At 66.4% G+C, this 16,564-nt stretch carries 16 protein-coding genes; 6 read left to right on the top strand and 10 right to left on the bottom strand.

From position 1 onward, the window contains the following. Positions 1 to 12: 12 nt before the first annotated feature. The 6 genes from ACIGJC_RS05740 to ACIGJC_RS05765 all read right to left on the bottom strand — a co-directional run bounded on the left by ACIGJC_RS05740 (position 13) and on the right by ACIGJC_RS05765 (position 6,775). The gene (locus ACIGJC_RS05740; RefSeq protein WP_483711055.1) at positions 13 to 1,056 is read right to left on the bottom strand and encodes a hypothetical protein; all 1,044 of its coding nucleotides are present in this window, start codon (positions 1,054 to 1,056) and stop codon (positions 13 to 15) included. Continuing rightward, complete coding sequence (mutS, locus tag ACIGJC_RS05745) at positions 1,053 to 3,677, bottom strand: DNA mismatch repair protein MutS (protein ID WP_483711056.1); 2,625 nt, start codon at positions 3,675 to 3,677, stop codon at positions 1,053 to 1,055. Before mutS ends, ACIGJC_RS05740 begins: the two co-directional genes overlap by 4 nt. Before the next feature lie 330 nt (positions 3,678 to 4,007). Beyond that, positions 4,008 to 4,442 carry a universal stress protein gene (locus ACIGJC_RS05750; protein ID WP_483711057.1) on the bottom strand — a complete coding sequence of 145 codons (435 nt, stop codon included), beginning with the start codon at positions 4,440 to 4,442 and terminating at the stop codon, positions 4,008 to 4,010. Between the two features lie 40 nt (positions 4,443 to 4,482). After that, positions 4,483 to 5,577 (bottom strand): polyphosphate kinase 2, encoded by a 1,095-nt coding sequence (gene ppk2 / locus ACIGJC_RS05755; protein WP_483711058.1) that lies wholly within the window; start codon positions 5,575 to 5,577, stop codon positions 4,483 to 4,485. A 1-nt stretch (position 5,578) separates the two neighbouring features. After that, positions 5,579 to 5,794, bottom strand: a complete 216-nt coding sequence (locus ACIGJC_RS05760; RefSeq protein ID WP_483711059.1) for an HP1242/YdcH family protein — start codon at positions 5,792 to 5,794, stop codon at positions 5,579 to 5,581. A gap of 159 nt (positions 5,795 to 5,953) precedes the next feature. Next, positions 5,954 to 6,775 (bottom strand): inositol monophosphatase family protein, encoded by an 822-nt coding sequence (locus ACIGJC_RS05765; RefSeq protein WP_483711060.1) that lies wholly within the window; start codon positions 6,773 to 6,775, stop codon positions 5,954 to 5,956. A 176-nt stretch (positions 6,776 to 6,951) separates the two neighbouring features. Between ACIGJC_RS05765 and ACIGJC_RS05770 the strand changes: the two genes are divergently transcribed. Beyond that, entirely contained in the window at positions 6,952 to 7,830 is an 879-nt protein-coding gene (locus ACIGJC_RS05770) for an RNA methyltransferase (RefSeq protein WP_483711061.1), read from the top strand. Positions 7,831 to 8,091: 261 nt separating this feature from the next. After that, positions 8,092 to 8,835, top strand: coding sequence for a serine O-acetyltransferase (gene cysE / locus ACIGJC_RS05775; protein WP_483711062.1), 744 nt, complete (start codon positions 8,092 to 8,094; stop codon positions 8,833 to 8,835). A gap of 67 nt (positions 8,836 to 8,902) precedes the next feature. Here cysE and ACIGJC_RS05780 read toward each other — a convergent pair whose 3' ends face one another. The 4 genes from ACIGJC_RS05780 to ACIGJC_RS05795 form a co-directional block, all read right to left on the bottom strand. Then, complete coding sequence (locus ACIGJC_RS05780) at positions 8,903 to 9,700, bottom strand: UDP-2,3-diacylglucosamine diphosphatase (protein ID WP_483711063.1); 798 nt, start codon at positions 9,698 to 9,700, stop codon at positions 8,903 to 8,905. 76 nt (positions 9,701 to 9,776) lie between these two features. Next, on the bottom strand, positions 9,777 to 10,277 hold the full coding sequence (locus ACIGJC_RS05785; RefSeq protein ID WP_483711064.1) for a peptidylprolyl isomerase: 501 nt from the start codon (positions 10,275 to 10,277) through the stop codon (positions 9,777 to 9,779). A 24-nt stretch (positions 10,278 to 10,301) separates the two neighbouring features. After that, positions 10,302 to 10,889: a peptidylprolyl isomerase gene (locus ACIGJC_RS05790; RefSeq protein WP_483711065.1), complete on the bottom strand. Its 588-nt coding sequence runs from the start codon at positions 10,887 to 10,889 to the stop codon at positions 10,302 to 10,304. Between the two features lie 80 nt (positions 10,890 to 10,969). After that, on the bottom strand, positions 10,970 to 11,623 hold the full coding sequence (locus tag ACIGJC_RS05795; protein WP_483711066.1) for a tetratricopeptide repeat protein: 654 nt from the start codon (positions 11,621 to 11,623) through the stop codon (positions 10,970 to 10,972). Between the two features lie 245 nt (positions 11,624 to 11,868). On the opposite strand from ACIGJC_RS05795, the gene cysS reads away from it, so the two are divergent. The 4 genes from cysS (at position 11,869) to tilS (ending at position 16,555) form a co-directional block, all read left to right on the top strand. Continuing rightward, positions 11,869 to 13,257 carry a cysteine--tRNA ligase gene (cysS, locus tag ACIGJC_RS05800; protein ID WP_483711067.1) on the top strand — a complete coding sequence of 463 codons (1,389 nt, stop codon included), beginning with the start codon at positions 11,869 to 11,871 and terminating at the stop codon, positions 13,255 to 13,257. Next, a complete protein-coding gene (locus tag ACIGJC_RS05805) occupies positions 13,254 to 14,012 on the top strand; it encodes a DNA-3-methyladenine glycosylase family protein (RefSeq protein WP_483711068.1) in 759 nt (252 codons plus the stop codon). The genes cysS and ACIGJC_RS05805 overlap by 4 nt, the downstream gene beginning before the upstream one ends. Before the next feature lie 115 nt (positions 14,013 to 14,127). Further along, positions 14,128 to 15,099: an acetyl-CoA carboxylase carboxyltransferase subunit alpha gene (locus ACIGJC_RS05810; RefSeq protein ID WP_483711069.1), complete on the top strand. Its 972-nt coding sequence runs from the start codon at positions 14,128 to 14,130 to the stop codon at positions 15,097 to 15,099. Further along, positions 15,065 to 16,555, top strand: coding sequence for a tRNA lysidine(34) synthetase TilS (gene tilS, locus ACIGJC_RS05815; RefSeq protein WP_483711070.1), 1,491 nt, complete (start codon positions 15,065 to 15,067; stop codon positions 16,553 to 16,555). The genes ACIGJC_RS05810 and tilS overlap by 35 nt, the downstream gene beginning before the upstream one ends. Positions 16,556 to 16,564: the final 9 nt, after the last annotated feature.

Genomic DNA, 16,564 nt, shown 5'->3' on the forward strand with positions numbered 1-16,564 from the left:
CAGCGGCTACCGCTAGTTGCTGACCCCGTCCTTCAGCACCACCGTGAATGGCGACGATGCCTGGGGCGTCACGATCAGCTCGGTCCATTGCGCAGCCGAGCCGGGCGGCAATGCGACACGCGTGAAGTTCGGCATTGGCTTGCCTGCCGCATCGCGCAGCGGCTTGTCGATGTGGAAGCCATTGCTGCCGGCATGAACGAGCAGCACCGGTCCGCGATAGCGCGCGGCGAGTTCGCGCAATTGCCGTTTGAACTCCAGGTAGCCGTCGCGTGGACGGCGGCGCATGAAGCCGTCCAGCAGCGTCGGCTTGCCGCGTTTTTCCCAGCCGTTGCCGAACTGCGGGTCGGCATGCGCGATGATGACGATGCCGGCCATGCCGCGTTGCTGTGCGAGCGAGAACGCGCGTGCGAGCCACTGGTGGTTGGCTTCCCTCCTGTCTTCGAATTCGCCGTTGCGCCCGCCTTCGTTGCGGTAGTGGTTATTGTCGCCGGGAAGGTTCAGCCCGACCAGCAGGACGTTGTCAATGCTGAGCCGCACGTTTTCGCGGAAACTGCGGAACATGGCCTGGTCCGACTGCCGCACCACGGCGCGTGGATGCTTGCCGAGCGTGGCATCTTCGGGGAAGAACAGTTCGCGCAGGCGGTTGAGCCGTTCCACGGCATCGAAGTTGCCATTGACCGGCTGGTGGCATTCCGCCCAGTCGGTTTCGCCGGGTACATACACCAGCGGCAGCGGCGACTGGTCGAGCAGGTGTTGCCTGGCCTGCAGCACCGAATCGCCGCAAGATTCCGTATCACCCTTGATGCCGCCCGCGTGGACCACCAGGTCGAGCTTGCGCTCGGCCAGCAGGTCCAGCAGGGCGGTGACGCGCTCTTCGGCGGCCGGCCATTGCGGCAGGTCCGACAGCAATGCGATGCGGATGGTCGCGGGCGGGGGCGCGGGCCTGGCCGCGCGGCGCGCCGGTTGCGCGGCGGACACCGACATCGCCGCCAGCAAAGGCAGCAAGGCGGCAAGCAGGAAAGACCGGCCGCGAGGCCGGCTGCCCGAAGCGTTCATGCGGCGTCGACAGCCTCTTCCGCCAGCAGCTTGAGCCGGTAGAGCGCGTCCAGGGCAGCCCGTGGCGTTAGGCTGTCCGGATCGAGGTCTGCGAGTGCGTCCAGCACGGCGGCTCGCTCCGGTGCCAGCGTGCCAGCGCGCACTGCGCTTGCAGCCTCGGCGTAGTCGTCCTCATCGTCGAGATCCGGGGTCGGCGGCGGCGCAAACAGGTCCAGTTGCGGCGTGGGCGTAGCTTCGGCAGATTGCTGCTCGAGCCACGCCAGGTGCTTGCGCGCCGCGCGGATCACGGGCTGCGGCACGCCGGCGAGTTGCGCGACCTGCAGGCCGTAGCTCTGGCTGGCCGGGCCGTCCTGCACCGCATGCAGGAAGACGATGCCGTCGCCATGTTCCACGGCCGAGAGATGCACGTTGGCCGCCTGCGGAAATTCCTGCGGCAGCTGCGTGAGCTCGAAATAGTGGGTGGCAAACAGCGTGTGGCTGCGGTTGTGCGACAGCAGGTGGCGGGCGATGGCCCATGCCAGCGCGAGTCCGTCGAAGGTCGAGGTGCCGCGGCCGATCTCGTCCATCAGCACCAGGCTGGCAGGCGTGGCGTGGTGCAGGATGCCCGCCGCCTCGGTCATTTCGACCATGAACGTGGAGCGTCCGCCCGCCAGGTCGTCCGCCGCGCCGATGCGCGTGAAGATCCGGTCCACCGGGCCGATCACGGCACGCCGCGCCGGCACGTAGGCACCCACGCAGGCGAGCAGTACGATCAGCGCGGTCTGGCGCATGAAGGTTGACTTGCCGCCCATGTTCGGACCGGTGATCAGCAGGAGCTTGCGCGCCTCGTTGAGCTGGCAGTCGTTGGCGATAAAGGGTACCGATTCGGCGGCGAGCTGGCCTTCCACGACCGGGTGGCGACCCTGCACGATATCTATCACGTTTTCGGAAACGCGCTCGGGGCAGGACCAGTCCAGCGTCTGGGCGCGCTCGGCCAGGGCCGCAAGGACATCGAGCCGGGCCAGCGCGCCGGCCACGCGCTGCAGTTCGCCGATATGCGGCAGCAGCGCCTGGAGCAGGCCGTCATAGAGCAGCTTTTCGCGTGCCAGCGCACGGTCCTGTGCCGACAGCGCCTTGTCCTCGAAGGCCTTCAGCTCGGGCGTGATGTAGCGCTCGGCATTCTTCAGCGTCTGCCGGCGGCGGTAGTCGTCCGGCACCTTGTCGGCCTGGCCGTTGGTGACTTCGATGTAGAAGCCATGCACGCGGTTGTATTCCACGCGCAGGTTGGCGATGCCCGTGCGCGAACGCTCGCGGGCTTCCAGGTCGACCAGGAACTGGCCGCAGTTTTCCGAGATATCGCGCAACTCGTCCAGTTCGGCGTCGTAGCCGCGCGCGATCACGCCGCCGTCGCGGATGACCGTGGCGGGCTCGTCGGCGACCCCGGCGACGAGCAGGTCCAGGCAGGCCCGGGGCACGCCAAGTTCGGCCAGCGTTAGCGACAGCAGCGAGCTGTCGGGCTCGACGGGGAGGCAGGCACTCACGTGCGGCAGCGCGCGCAGCGTATCGCGCAGCGACGACAGGTCGCGCGGGCGCGCGTTCAGCAGCGCCAGGCGCGAAGTGATGCGCTCCACGTCGGCCAGCTTGCGCAGCCCGCTGCGCAGGTCCTCGATACCGTGGTCGATCAGTGCGCCGATGGCTTGCTGGCGCGCCCGCGGCAGAGCGGGGTCGCGCAGCGGATGATGCAGCCAGTGGCGCAGCGCACGGCTGCCCATGGTGGTGGCGCAGGTATCGAGCAGCGAGAACAGCGTGGGCGATTCACCGCCGCGCAGGGTCTCGGTCAACTCCAGGTTGCGGCGCGTGGCGGAGTCCAGTCCGACGAATTCCGATTCGCGCTCGACCTTGATTTCGCGTACATGGCGCAGTGACTGGCCTTGCGTGGTGGCCGCATAGTTCAGCAGCGCGCCAGCCGCGCCGATCGCGGCGCCAAGGCCGGCGCAGCCGAACGGTTCCAGGCTGGCCACGCCAAGCTGCTCCAGCAGGCGGCGTGTGGCGGCATCCTGGTCGAAGTGCCACTCCGGCAGGCGCGTGCGCGCACACGCAACGACCGGCAGGTCGATGCCGTCCGCATAGAGCAGTTCGGCGGGGCGGATGCGTTCGAGTTCGCGCGCCAGCTGCGCCGCTTCGCATTCCATCAGCCGCAATTCGCCGCTCGCCAGGTTGAGCCAGGCCAGGCCCGTCTTGCTGACGCCGCGGCGCGTGGTCTGCTGGTGCACGGCCATCAGGAAGGTATCGATCTTGTCGGGCAGCAGCGCGGCATCGGTCAGCGTGCCAGGCGTGACGATGCGCACTACCTTGCGCTCCACCGGCCCCTTGCTGGCGGCCGGGTCGCCGATCTGTTCGCAGATCGCCACGGATTCGCCGAGCTTGACCAGCTTGGCGAGGTACTGGTCCGCGGAGTGGAATGGAATGCCGGCCATGCGGATCGGCACCCCGTTGGAACTGCCTCGCGCGGTCAGCGTGATGTCGAGCAGCCGCGCGGCCTTTTCGGCGTCGTCGTGGAACAACTCATAGAAATCGCCCATCCGGTAGAAGAGGAGGGTATCCGGATGGTCCGCCTTGATGCGCAGGTACTGCTGCATCATGGGGGTGTGCTTCTCCGCAAGGGGTTTTGCAACTTCCTGATTCAATTCGATTTTCTCCTGCATTCCCTTGTCTGGCATGGCCGCGCGGCAACGCGGGCAACGCGTGGCGTACGGCGTTGCGGGTCGTTGCCGTCTCTTCGTCGGCATGGGGTTCCGCGGCGTGCGGATGCGGCCCGAATTGTGTTCGGGCGGCCAAAGCAGGGAGTTTACCGCAGGCGGGCTTGTGGCCGCATTGGAGGAGGTCGGGAAATCGCGGTGAGGCCCGGCATGGCAACCGCTATGCCGGGCGCGCCCATGGAAGCTGGTGGCGTCAAGGGCGCAGCGACCTTGTCAGCGGAACACCAGCACCGGGACCGCACTGTGCGTCAGTACCTTCTGTGTCTCGCTGCCGAGCAGCAGTCCGGCGATGCCGCTGCGGCCATGCGAGGCCATGAAGATGACGTCGCAGCCGAGATCCTCCGCACTGTTGATGATCCCGCGGAACGGTGCGGCCGCCGTGGAGACGTGGCCGGTGCACGGCACGCCGGCCAGTGCTGCCGCGGCCTCGATGCGCGACAGTTCCTGCCTGGCAGCCGCTTCCACGCGTTGCTTGAATACGTCCCGCTTTTCGTGGCTGGAATCGGTCGACAGGACGTAGGGATATTCTTCCACGCACATATAGGGCGTCAGCCGGGCGCCGGTCGCGCGTGCGAATTCGATGGCGGCGGAAACAGCCTTGTGCGAAAGATCAGAGCCATCAACCGGGAGCAGGACGTGCTTGAACATGGATTGCCTTTTTTATGACGGAAGAGTGAGAGGATGGAGATCAGTTTGCGATCGCCCGTCCGACTATCAGCGGGTCGGCCTGTCCGATCGCGGTGGTGTCGCGGTTGGCATAGGGAAAGCGCGACAGGATGAATCGCAACGCGTTCAGCCGCGCGCGCTTCTTGCAATCGGAGCGGATCACGGTCCACGGTGCGTCGGCCGTGTCCGTGTGGGCGAACATCGCCTCCTTGGCGCGGGTGTAGGCCTCCCACTTGTCGAGCGAGGCGATGTCGACCGGACTGAGCTTCCATTGCTTGAGCGGATGGATTTCGCGCTCCTTGAAGCGTCGCCGCTGCTCTTGCCGGCTGACGGAGAACCAGAACTTGAACAGGTGGATGCCGCTGCGGACCAGGTGGCGCTCGAATTCGGGCGCCTGCTGCAGGAAGTTCTGGTACTGCTGCGGTGTGCAGAAGCCCATCACGTGCTCGACGCCGGCGCGGTTGTACCAGGAGCGGTCGAACAGCACGATTTCGCCGGCCGAGGGCAGGTGCTGCACATAGCGCTGGAAGTACCACTGGCCGCGCTCCGACTCGGTGGGCTTCTCCAAGGCCACCACGCGCGCGCCGCGCGGATTCATGTGTTCCATGAAGCGTTTGATGGTGCCGCCCTTGCCGGCCGCGTCGCGGCCTTCAAACAGGATCACCACACGCTGGCCGGTCTCGCGCACCCAGGCCTGCAGCTTCAGGAGTTCCACCTGCAGGCGGTACTTCTGCTTCTCGTAATTGCGGCGCGACATCAGGTTCTGGTACGGATAGGCGCCTTCGCGCCAGCCGGCCGACAGTTCTTCGTCGGGGTGCCGCTTTCTGCCGGCTTGCCAGGCGCCCGGGTCGCCTTCGAGGATCAGGCTGCGCAACTGTCCGGCCTCGTCCGGCGACAGGCCATCCATCAGCGTGCGGATGGCGTCGAGCACGCCGTCGTTGTCCTGCTGGGACATGATGTCTTGCAGGCTGCTGGCCGCGAGCTGGACGGCCGCATCGACGGCATCGTTCACTTCATTGCGTTCGGCGGAGCGGGCTGTATTGGTGGGCAGCACGTCGCCGCGAGCGGCGGCGCGAACCGTGCCGGGCGAGGTGTCGTCGCGGAGGGTTCCTGCCATGTCAGACTTGCGCCTTGCGCAGGATGGCGTAGAGCTGGTCCTTGAGCTGGAGTTTTTCTTTCTTGAGGCGTTCGATCTCCAGCGGCGTGCCGTGCACGATGCCGGCTTCCATGTTGCTGATTTCGTGGTCCAGCTGATTGTGCAGGTTGAACAGCCGTGCGAAATGGGCGTCCTGCGCCTTCAGCAAGGAAATCTGGTCGCGGTACTCGGGAAACATATGGGGCCTCCTCAAACAGGTGCATCGAATCACCTATTCTGAGTAAGCCCGGGTGCGGTGGTCTTGATCTGGATCATCGTGGCCCTGACGTTGCCGGCTGGGCGCAAAAACGACAACGCCCGCCGGGTTGGCGGGCGTCTGTCGCGCAAACGAAACGGGTCAGATCGTCGCGGGCTTGGCGTTGTCCAGCGAGTACGGGGACAGCAGGCGGACCATCTGGGCAAACGCCTTCGGGTTGCCGGCCAGCACTTCGCCTTGTTCCATCTGGCGCGCTTCGCCGGCATAGTTGCCGACCAGGCCGCCCGATTCCGAGATCAGCAGCATGCCGGCGGCCATGTCCCACGGCTTCAGGCCGCTTTCGAAGAAGCCATCCAGGCGGCCGCAGGCCACGTAGGCCAGGTCCAGCGCCGCGGCACCCGGGCGGCGCAGGCCGGCGCAGCTGCGCGTCATGAGCGAGAAGATTTCCAGGTATTGTTCCACGCCTTCCATGTCGCGGAACGGGAAGCCGGTGCCGATCAGGCAGTCGGCCAGCTTGTCGCGGCGCGTCACGCGGATGCGGCGGTTGTTCAGGAATGCGCCGGCGCCCTTGGAGGCCGTGAACAGCTCGTCGCGAGTCGGGTCATAAACCACTGCCTGCGACGGCACGCCGCGATGCAGCTGGGCAATCGACACCGCGTACTGCGGAAAACCATGGATGAAGTTGGTGGTGCCGTCGAGCGGATCGATGACCCAGGTGTATTCGTGGCTGTCTTCGCCCTCGGCCCAGGACTGGCCGGACTCTTCCGCTAGAATGGCGTGTTCGGGGTAGGCCGTGCGGATGATCTCGATGATGGCCGCTTCGGCAGCCTTGTCGACCTCGGTCACGAAATCGTTGTGTTGCTTGCGCGAGACGCGCACCAGATCGACGTCGATCGACGCGCGGTTGATGATGGAACCCGCCTTGCGGGCCGCCTTGATGGCGATATTGAGCATCGGATGCATGAATCTCTCCAGGCCGGCCGGAACCTTGCGGCAGCGCGAACGGATGCGCGCGCCGAGCCCGGCAGCTGACAACACAACGAATTGTAGAAGAACGTGGGGCGTCGCCATATGTGCTGCAAGCGTCTCGCGAGCAAGCAAAATATCGGCGCCGCGCCGAAGAAGAAGCTGAATTGTATATGAACCCGGCAAACCGGACGAGCCAGGCCGACGGAACGGCCGCACCGACCACGACCGCGGACGCCATGTTCGCCCGCGTGCGCTTTGTACTGGTGGAGACCAGCCACCCGGGCAATGTGGGCTCGGTGGCGCGCGCCATCAAGACCATGGGCTTTGGCAGCCTGGTGCTGGTTTCACCACGCGAGCCGGCCGTGCGTGAACATCCCGACGCGGTGGCCATGGCCAGCGGCGCCGACGACGTGCTGGCCGGCGCCTTGATCGTCCACAGCATCGAGGCCGCGCTGGCCGGTGCCACGCAGACCGTGGCCATGACCGCGCGACAGCGCGAATTCGGCCCGCCGCGCGTGCTGCCCCGTGATGCCGCTGCGCGCGGCGCCGCCGCACTGTCCATGCGTGCCGAAGACGAGATCGCGTTCGTGTTTGGCAACGAGCGCTATGGCCTGCCCAATGAAGTCGTCGAGCGCTGCGCGGCGGTGACGCATATCCCGGCCAATCCGGCTTATACCTCGCTTAACCTGGCCCAGGCCGTGCAGCTGATCGCATACGAGATGCGCCTCGCGTTGCTGGATCGCGCATCGGGCTCGCCGGACGACAGTGGCAATATCGGCTATGCTGGTGAGCCCGCCACGGCGGAGCAGGTCGAATCGATGTTCGGACACCTGCAGCAGGGGCTGGAAGCGATCGGCTTCCTCGATCCCGGCAATCCGCGCAAGCTGATGTCGCGCCTGCGTCGTCTGCTGGCCCGTGCGGGGCTGGAGCGCGAGGAAGTGAATATCCTGCGCGGCATCGCCAAGCACATGCTCGTAGCGGTGCGAAGTGGTACCAGCAAGCCAGAGAAACCCCGGGCGGACGCACCGTCCCGGCACGAGGAGCACTGAACGGTGGCGCACAATCCGGCCCAAGTCCCGCATTTCGCCGCAGCGATGCGCCATGGCGCGCACTGTCTGGGCGACGGCCGCGCACACCTGCCCGGGCGATGTTGAACACGCGTCGAAGCCAATGACCCTGACGGCATCGGGGCAGTAAATCTCTTACACTCCCTGATCCCGTTTTCACCGGCCAATGACCATGCCGGCGACCGAGCCCGCGGCAGATGCCGTTGTGGCTGGCGCACGGCGCGGCAACACGACACGACCAAGATGTTCTCTCGCCTGAAGGAAGATATCGACACCATCATGCTGCGCGATCCCGCCGCGCGCAGCCGCCTGGAAGTCCTGACTTGCTATCCCGGCTTGCACGCCGTGGTGTTCCACCGCTTCGCTCACGCCTGCTGGCATGCCGGGTTCCATTGGCTGGGACGCTGGATTTCGCACTGGTCGCGCTTTCTCACCGGCATCGAGATTCACCCCGCGGTCAAGCTCGGCCGGCGCGTCTTCATCGACCACGGCATGGGCGTAGTGATCGGCGAAACCGCGGAGATCGGCGACGACTGCACGATCTACCAGGGCGTGACCCTGGGCGGCACATCGTTGTACAAGGGACAGAAGCGCCATCCGACGCTGGGCGCCAATGTCGTGGTCAGCGCCGGTGCCAAGGTGCTCGGCGGGTTCGAGGTGGGCGATGGCGCGCGTGTCGGTTCCAATGCCGTCGTGCTCAAGCCAGTGCCGCCCGGCGCGACCGCCGTGGGCGTGCCGGCCCGCATCATCCTGGCCGATGCGCCGTCATCGCAGCAAGGCGCGAAGCAGGAGTTCTCCGCGTATGGCATCACGCCCAATGCGGATGATCCGGTCTCGCTCGCGCTCAAGGGCCTGATCGACAATGCGGCCAAGCAGAACGATCGCATCGAGGCCGTGCTGGCCGCGCTTGATCGCCTGGGAGAGCATCTGGAGAACACACCGAACGATCGCTTCGATGCGAGCGAACTTCGCAGGTTGATGAAGTAAGCGAAGAATCGGGAAGACGGGAAGACGGGAAGACGGGAAGACGAAGAGGGGCAGCCGGGGCTGCCCCTTATGCCGTCTGCGGGAGCAGATGAAAGCCGCCGTCGTCCAGTTGCAGCACCGCGGCGCGTGGGTGGCTGCCATCGAGATCCCAGTCGGTCAGCACCCAGCGCACGCCCGAGACGTCCTGGTGCCGCGCGGGGCGGTGCGTGTGGCCATGCACGAGCAGCCGTGCGTTGCAGGCTTCCAGCAGTGCCGTGACCGCGGCCGGCGTCGCATCGCCGTACACGACCTGGGTCGGCAGGCCCTGCTGGCGCTGGCGCAGGCGTCCAGCCTCGCTGTCGGCGCGCAGGCGCCGCGCCACGGCCAGCCGTGCCGACTGCGGCAGGGCCAGGAACAGGCGCTGCACCCAGGGCTTGCGGGTCCAGCGTCGAAAGCGGTTGTAGCGCTCGTCATCGGTGCACAGCATGTCGCCGTGGCTCAGCACGACGCGCTGGCCGGCGCAGAGAATGACGGAGGGGTCGGGCAGCAAGGTGACGCCCGCTGCGTCGGCAAAGCGCTTGCCCAGCAGGAAGTCGCGGTTGCCGTGCATCAGGTAGACCGGCACGCCGCGCCTGGCCAGCGTGCGCAGCGCCATCGCCACGTGTGTGGCAAACGGCGTGCTGGTCTCTTCGTCACCGACCCAGAACTCGAAGAAGTCGCCCAGGATAAAAAGGGTGCGAGCCTCCTGGGCGGCGCGCTCCAGCACGCGCTCGAACGCGGCCAGCGTGCGGGGCATGCCCGGCGTCAGGTGCAGGTCGGAAATGAACCACGCCGGCGCCTGTACCTCGAGGGAACCGGCCACCGGCGTGGTGAGGATTGCGGTCATGCGCGCGGCCTGAAGGGTATGGTTGCCGGCAGGAGAGGTTGCATGAAGCCGCAATCGTGAGGCATGGTGCGCGTGCTTACTCGACGACCACGGCTTTTTCGATCACGACGTCTTCCAGCGGCACGTCCTGGTGGAAGCCCGAGCTGCCGGTGCGCACGCCCTTGATCTTCTCGACCACGTCGGTGCCGTCAACGACCTTGCCGAACACGGCATAGCCGAAGCCCTGCGGCGTCGGCGAGCTGAAGTTCAGGAAGTCGTTGTCGACCACGTTGATGAAGAACTGGGCGGTGGCCGAGTGCGGCGCATTGGTGCGTGCCATGGCCACGGTGTACTTGTCGTTCTTCAGGCCGTTGCCGGCTTCGTTCTCGATCGGCGCGTCGGTGCCCTTTTGCTTCATGCCGGGTTCGAAGCCGCCGCCCTGGATCATGAAGTTCTTGATCACGCGGTGGAAGACGGTGTTGTCATAGTGGCCCTTGCGGACATACGACAGGAAGTTCTCGACCGACTTCGGAGCCTTCTCGGCGTCGAGTTCGATAGTGATGACACCTTGGTTGGTGTGAAGCTGGACCTTGGACATGGGCTTTCCTCTGTACGGTAGTGTTTATTGGATGACGCTGGCCGATTCGATCACGATGGGCGTGGCCGGTACATTGCGCATGGGGCCGTAGGCGGTGGTCGGCGCGTTCTTGATCTTCTCGATCGTATCCATGCCGTCCACCACCTTGCCGAATACTGCGTAGCCGTTGCCGTCCGGCTGCGGGTAGTCGAGATTCGGATTATCTACCACATTGACGAAGAACTGGGCCGTGGCCGAGTTCGGGTCGCCGGTGCGTGCCATGGCCACCGTGCCGGCCTTGTTCTTCAGCCCGTTCTGGGCTTCCAGCGGGATTGGCGCGCGCGTCGGCTTCTGCTTCATCTCGCGGTCGAAGCCGCCGCCCTGCACCATGAAACCGTTGATCACGCGGTGGAAGATGGTGCCGGTGTAGAAGCCGCTCTTTACGTACTCCATGAAGTTGGCGACGGTCTTGGGCGCCGCGTCGGGATAGACCTCGACGGTGAACTTGCCCTGGCTGGTGACGAACTGCACACGTTCGGCCTTCTGTGTCTGCTGCGCCATTGACGGCAGGGCGGACAGGGCCAGTGCGGCGGCGCTCAGGCCGGCCAGGAGGATGCGGCGGGAACGGATCATGACTGCGGCTCCGGTAGTCTTGAGGATTGCGCCGGGCATTGGCGTCCCGGCGACGGAACAGAAAGTGAATGGTGGCGCGATCAGCGAGCGGCCGGAGCGCTCGCGGGCGCGTGGATCACGGCCGGAGACGCCGGGCTTGCCGCGTTTGCGGCCGGCCGCAACTGACGCAGCGCCGTGCCGGCGCGCGCGTCGCCGGGGTTGCGGCGCAGGGCCTCGGCATAGGCCTGTTCGGCCAGGCGGCGGTAGACGTCGCCCAGGTTCGTATAGCCGATCGCAAAAGCCGGTTTGACTTCGGTGGCGAGCAGCAACTCCGCTTCCGCGCGCTTCAGGTCGCCGCGCTTCGCGTAGAGCAACGCCAGGTTGTTGTGCGGCTCGGGCAGTTCGGGAAAGTCCTGCGCCATTTCGGCGAAGGCCTGGATCGCCTCGTCCTCGCGGCCTGCCTGCGCCATGGACCAGGCACGCTCGAACCGGGCCTGCGCATTGCGCGGGTTGGCGGCCAGCACGCGGTCGTAGCCGGAAATGGCTTCGTCGTAGCGCTTGCTGGCGGCGGCGCGTTCGGCCTTGTCCATGCCGGGATCGGCCGAGCGCGGGCCCGATGGCGGCGCGGTAGGGGCGGCCAGCGACAGCGGGCCGTTCTGCGCATGGGCGGCCCCCGCCAGCGCGGCAAGGACGGCCAGTGCAGTCATGGCGCGGCGCGCTGGGGCGAGGCGCTCGGTGGGCAGGGTCAGGCTCATTGAAGGAGGGTCCGTTATACTCCGCGGCATTCTAGCAAAGCGGCACCGCTGGCACGAAGCACGTGCATGCGGGCGCACCGGGGCGGCGCCGGCGGCTGCGTCCGCGGTGCGTGGCGGCATGGCGCTTCCGGTAAGATACGGGGCTCCGGTGTTTGCGCGTGCACCATCGCGCCGGCCCCGATGACGCAGTCCAAGGGCCGGACGAAAGCGTGCCGGCAGGCACCCCACATCACACTCATTGCTTCATGCAGCTTCTGAACATCTACAACACGCTCGCGCGTGAAAAACAGCCATTCGTGCCCATCGAACCCGGCAAGGTCCGCATGTATGTCTGCGGCATGACCGTGTACGACTACTGTCACGTCGGCCACGCGCGCGTGATGGTGGTGTTCGACATGGTGCACCGCTGGCTGCGCGCGGCGGGCTACGAGGTGACTTTCGTCCAGAACATCACGGATATCGACGACAAGATCATCCGCCGGGCGGCCGAGAACGGCGAGACGATCGGCCAGCTGACGACGCGTTTTATCCAGTACATGCACGAGGATGCCGACGCACTGGGCATTGTCCGCCCGGACCATGAGCCGCGTGCGACGGACTATGTGCCGCAAATGCTCGACCTGATCGGCAAGCTCGAAGCGAAAGGCCTTGCCTATCAGGCGGCCGATGGCGACGTGAACTATTCGGTGCGCAAGTTCGATGGCTACGGCAAGCTGTCCGGCAAGTCGCTGGAAGACCTGCGCGCCGGCGAACGCGTGACGGCCAACGATGCCAAGCAGGATCCGCTGGACTTCGTGCTGTGGAAATCGGCCAAGGCCAGCGAGCCACCCGAGAGCAAGTGGGACTCGCGGTGGGGCATGGGCCGCCCGGGCTGGCATATCGAATGCTCGGCCATGGCCTGCACGCTGCTGGGCGAGCATTTCGATATCCACGGCGGCGGCGCCGACCTGCAGTTCCCGCACCACGAGAACGAGATCGCCCAGTCCGAAGGCGCGAGCGGCAAGCCGTTCGTCAACGTGTGGATGCACAACGGCTTCGTGCGCGTGAATGACGAGAAGATGTCGAAATCGCTCGGCAACTTCTTCACCATCCGCGAGGTGCTGAAAGAGTACGACCCGGAAGTCGTGCGTTTCTTCATCCTGCGTGCCCACTACCGCAGCCCGCTAAACTACAGCGATGCCCATCTGGACGACGCCCGCCACGCGCTGACCCGCCTTTACACGGCGCTCAAGGACACCCAGCCCGGCGGCTATGCCGTGGACTGGGACGAGCCGCACGCGAAGCGCTTTGCCGAGGCCATGGGCGATGACTTCAACACGCCGATCGCCGTGTCGGTGCTGTTCGACCTGGCCAGCGAGATCAACCGGACCGGCTCCTCCGTGGCGGCCCGCCAGCTCAAGGGACTGGCCGGCACGCTTGGCCTGCTCGAGCGTGACCCGCACACCTTCCTGCAGCGCGGCAATCAGGCCGACGGCCCCGCGCCCGACGAGATCGAGGCACTGATCGCTGCGCGCAAGGCCGCAAAGGTCGGACGCGACTTCGCCGAAGCCGACCGCATCCGCGCGGAACTGCTCGCCGCGGGCATCGTGCTGGAAGACAAGCCGGGCGGTGCGACCGAATGGAGGCGTGCTTGAACGCTGCCGCGCGCAAGCCCGCCACGCCGGCCAGGACCGCCACTTCCCGTGCCGCCAAGGGCAGCACGAAGGAGGGCAAGGTCGTGCTGCCGGAGGCGGAGGCGTTGCCGTTGCCGGTCGAGACCGTCGTCGATGCCGTGCGCCCGGCGTACTGGGATGAGGCCTGTGCCGACCTGATGAAGCGCGACCGCATCCTGCGCAAGATGATCCCGACGTACGGCCCGGCGCACCTGGTGTCGCGCGGCGATCCGTTCATCACGCTGGCGCGCTCGGTGGTAGGTCAGCAGATTTCCGTCAAGGCGGCGCAATCGGTCTGGGAGCGGCTGGTCGCCGCCTGTCCGAAGCTGACGCCCGCGCAGTTCCTGCGTGCCGGGCCGGAAAAGCTGGCCGCATGCGGGCTGTCGCGCCGCAAGGCCGAATACATTACCGACCTGGCGGACCACTTCAAGGCTGGCCGCGTCCACGTGAGCGAATGGGCGGTGATGGACGACGAAGCCGTCATTGCAGAGCTGACCCAGATTCGCGGCATCGGCCGCTGGACGTCCGAGATGTTCCTGATGTTCAATCTGATGCGGCCCAACGTGCTGCCCCTCGATGACGTCGGGCTGATCAACGCCATCTCGGCCAATTACTTCAGCGGCGAGCCGGTGACCCGTAGCGAGGCGCGTGAAGTCGCGGCAAACTGGGAACCCTGGCGGACGGTGGCTACCTGGTACATGTGGCGTAGCCTCGACCCGCTGCCGGTGACGTATTAGGCATAGCTGTAAGAAAAAGTAGCTGCAGGTGCAGTAAAGGCTATCTGCCCGGTGCAAAGATAGCGGCTAAATTCCGGTAGAATGCGCCCCTTCACAGACAGGTACGTGTGATTTTATGAAAACCACCTTCCTGGATTTTGAGCAGCCCATTGCCGAACTCGAGGCAAAGATCGAAGAACTGCGCTTTGTGCAGGACGATTCGGCTGTCGATATTTCCGAAGAGATTTCGCGGCTGGCCGGCAAGAGCCAGCAGCTCACCAAGGACATCTACGCCAACCTGACTCCATGGCAGGTTGCGCAGATCGCCCGCCATCCGCAGCGCCCGTACACGCTCGACTACGTGCGTGAGATCTTCACCGATTTCCACGAGCTGCATGGCGACCGCACCTTTGCCGACGATCTTTCCATCGTTGGCGGCCTGGCCCGCTTCAATGGCCAGGCGTGCATGGTCATCGGCCACCAGAAGGGGCGTGACACGAAAGAGCGCGCGCTGCGCAATTTCGGCATGCCCAAGCCGGAGGGTTATCGCAAGGCCAAGCGCCTGATGGAGCTGGCCGACAAGTTCGGCCTGCCGATTTTCACGTTCGTGGACACGCCTGGCGCGTTCCCGGGCATTGACGCGGAAGAGCGCGGTCAGTCCGAAGCGATCGGCCATAATCTCTACGTCATGGCCGGCCTGAAGGTGCCCCTGATCGCCACGATCATCGGCGAAGGCGGTTCGGGCGGTGCGCTGGCCATTGCCGTCGGCGATGTCGTGCAGATGCTGCAGTTCGCGACCTACGCGGTGATCTCGCCGGAAGGCTGCGCCTCGATCCTGTGGAAGACGGCAGAGAAGGCGCCGGAAGCCGCGGAAGCCCTGGGCCTGACCGCCCACCGCCTGAAGGCGCTGGGCCTGATCGACAAGATCGTCAGCGAGCCGCTGGGCGGCGCGCACCGCGATGTCAAGGGCATGGCCGCCATGCTCAAGCGTTCGCTGGCCGAATCGCTGCGCCAGTTCCAGGGCGTGAGCGTGAAGGAGCTGCAAGCGCGCCGCTACGAACGCCTGCTCGCCTATGGCAAGTTCAAGGAAACCGGCGTCCAGGACTGACCTGTCCGACCGCCTGACCGACAAGGTCGCACAGGCCCTTCAGGCCAGTGCGGCCTTTGTTGTTTCTGGTGGCGCGGCGTCCGGTCCTGCCGAAATGGTGGTGGCCGTGGCGTTGTCGGGCGGCCGCGATTCGGTGGCGCTGCTCCATGCGGCGCGGGCCGCAGTGTCCGCATGGAGCCTCCCGGCCCGTGTGGTGGCCTTGCACGTGCATCACGGCCTGCAGTCGCAGGCGGACGACTGGGATAACTTCTGCGCGCAGCTGTGCGCGAACTGGCAACTGGGCTATTTCGTTCGGCGTGTCTCGGTACAGGCGGGCACGGGCGAGGGCATCGAGGCCGCCGCGCGCCGCGCGCGCTACCAGGCGCTCGGCGAGATGTGCCGCGCCAGCGGTGCGGGGCTGCTGCTGTTTGCCCATCATCTCGACGACCAGGTCGAGACCGTACTGCTGCGGCTGTTTCGCGGTGCGGGCGTGGCGGGTATGGCCGGCATGCCCGCCATGCGGCGACTGGACGAAGACGCTGACATCGTATTGCTGCGGCCATGGCTGGACGTGCCGCGCGCCGACATCGATGGCTATTGTGCCGCGCACGAACTGGCGTGGATCGACGATCCATCCAACGGCAGCACGCGCTATGCGCGCAACGCGCTGCGGGCGCAATTGCCGCAGCTGGAGCAGGCATTCCCCGGGCTGCGCGCGAACGTCGCGCAGGCCGCCGTGCATTTTGCGCAGGCCGCCAGCATGCTCGACGACCTGGCGGGCGCCGCGCTGGCGCGCCTGGTGGTGCCAGGGCGCGATGCCGACACGCTGGCCGAGCTGGACCTGCAAGGCTTGCGCGCCTTGCCCGCTTCCCATGCCGATGCCGTGCTGCGTCTCTGGCTGCGCGATCTCGGCACCCGTGCGCCGTCGACCGCCAGGCTGGCCGCCATGCGTGGGCAATTGCTCGACCACGGTGGCGGCGAGCCGGCCATTGCGCATGATGGCCTGGTGCTGCGCAGGTTCCAGGGCAGGGTCCTGGCCTGCAGGCCCGAGCCCGGGACGCCGCCCCAGCCTCAGGCGTTCTCATGGTCTGGCGAGGCGCGGATCGTGGTGCCGGCCTGGCGCGGGGAACTGCATTTTACGCGCGACGATACCTTCGGCGTGCCCGAACGCGTGCTGTGGCAGCCCCTGCGGCTCGCCGCGCGCCACGGCGGGGAGCGCATCGTGCTTCGACCCGGCGGTCCCGCGCGTGCGCTCAAGCAGGCCTACCAGGAGGCTGGCGTGCCAAGCTGGCGGCGGAGCTGGCTGCCGCTGCTGTGGGCCGGCGACGTGCTGATCATGGCAGGGGGCCTTGGCATGCATCGCCGCTGGGGAGAAGCGCCGCACGCGCCGCGCTGGCGGGTCGAGTGGGTGCAGTCGGCCGTCGGCGGAGGCAGGGAGCAGCCCGACGCTGGCCGCCCACATCACTTTCCTTCCTGAGCGTACGCC

This window comes from Cupriavidus sp. C3SS-1, assembly GCF_057073755.1.

What these genes read in the sequence shown, in the direction of transcription:
- ACIGJC_RS05765 (WP_483711060.1), bottom strand. Translation starts at nt 6,775, where the DNA reads ATGCATCCGATGCTCAATATCGCCATCAAGGCGGCCCGCAAGGCGGGT.
- ACIGJC_RS05795 (WP_483711066.1), bottom strand. Translation starts at nt 11,623, where the DNA reads ATGAGCCTGACCCTGCCCACCGAGCGCCTCGCCCCAGCGCGCCGCGCC.
- tilS (WP_483711070.1), top strand. Translation starts at nt 15,065, where the DNA reads ATGGCAAGTTCAAGGAAACCGGCGTCCAGGACTGACCTGTCCGACCGC.
- ACIGJC_RS05810 (WP_483711069.1), top strand. Translation starts at nt 14,128, where the DNA reads ATGAAAACCACCTTCCTGGATTTTGAGCAGCCCATTGCCGAACTCGAG.
- ppk2 (WP_483711058.1), bottom strand. Translation starts at nt 5,577, where the DNA reads ATGGCAGGAACCCTCCGCGACGACACCTCGCCCGGCACGGTTCGCGCC.
- ACIGJC_RS05760 (WP_483711059.1), bottom strand. Translation starts at nt 5,794, where the DNA reads ATGTTTCCCGAGTACCGCGACCAGATTTCCTTGCTGAAGGCGCAGGAC.
- ACIGJC_RS05780 (WP_483711063.1), bottom strand. Translation starts at nt 9,700, where the DNA reads ATGACCGCAATCCTCACCACGCCGGTGGCCGGTTCCCTCGAGGTACAG.
- ACIGJC_RS05740 (WP_483711055.1), bottom strand. Translation starts at nt 1,056, where the DNA reads ATGAACGCTTCGGGCAGCCGGCCTCGCGGCCGGTCTTTCCTGCTTGCC.
- mutS (WP_483711056.1), bottom strand. Translation starts at nt 3,677, where the DNA reads ATGATGCAGCAGTACCTGCGCATCAAGGCGGACCATCCGGATACCCTC.
- ACIGJC_RS05790 (WP_483711065.1), bottom strand. Translation starts at nt 10,889, where the DNA reads ATGATCCGTTCCCGCCGCATCCTCCTGGCCGGCCTGAGCGCCGCCGCA.
- cysS (WP_483711067.1), top strand. Translation starts at nt 11,869, where the DNA reads ATGCAGCTTCTGAACATCTACAACACGCTCGCGCGTGAAAAACAGCCA.
- cysE (WP_483711062.1), top strand. Translation starts at nt 8,092, where the DNA reads ATGTTCTCTCGCCTGAAGGAAGATATCGACACCATCATGCTGCGCGAT.
- ACIGJC_RS05785 (WP_483711064.1), bottom strand. Translation starts at nt 10,277, where the DNA reads ATGTCCAAGGTCCAGCTTCACACCAACCAAGGTGTCATCACTATCGAA.
- ACIGJC_RS05770 (WP_483711061.1), top strand. Translation starts at nt 6,952, where the DNA reads ATGAACCCGGCAAACCGGACGAGCCAGGCCGACGGAACGGCCGCACCG.
- ACIGJC_RS05750 (WP_483711057.1), bottom strand. Translation starts at nt 4,442, where the DNA reads ATGTTCAAGCACGTCCTGCTCCCGGTTGATGGCTCTGATCTTTCGCAC.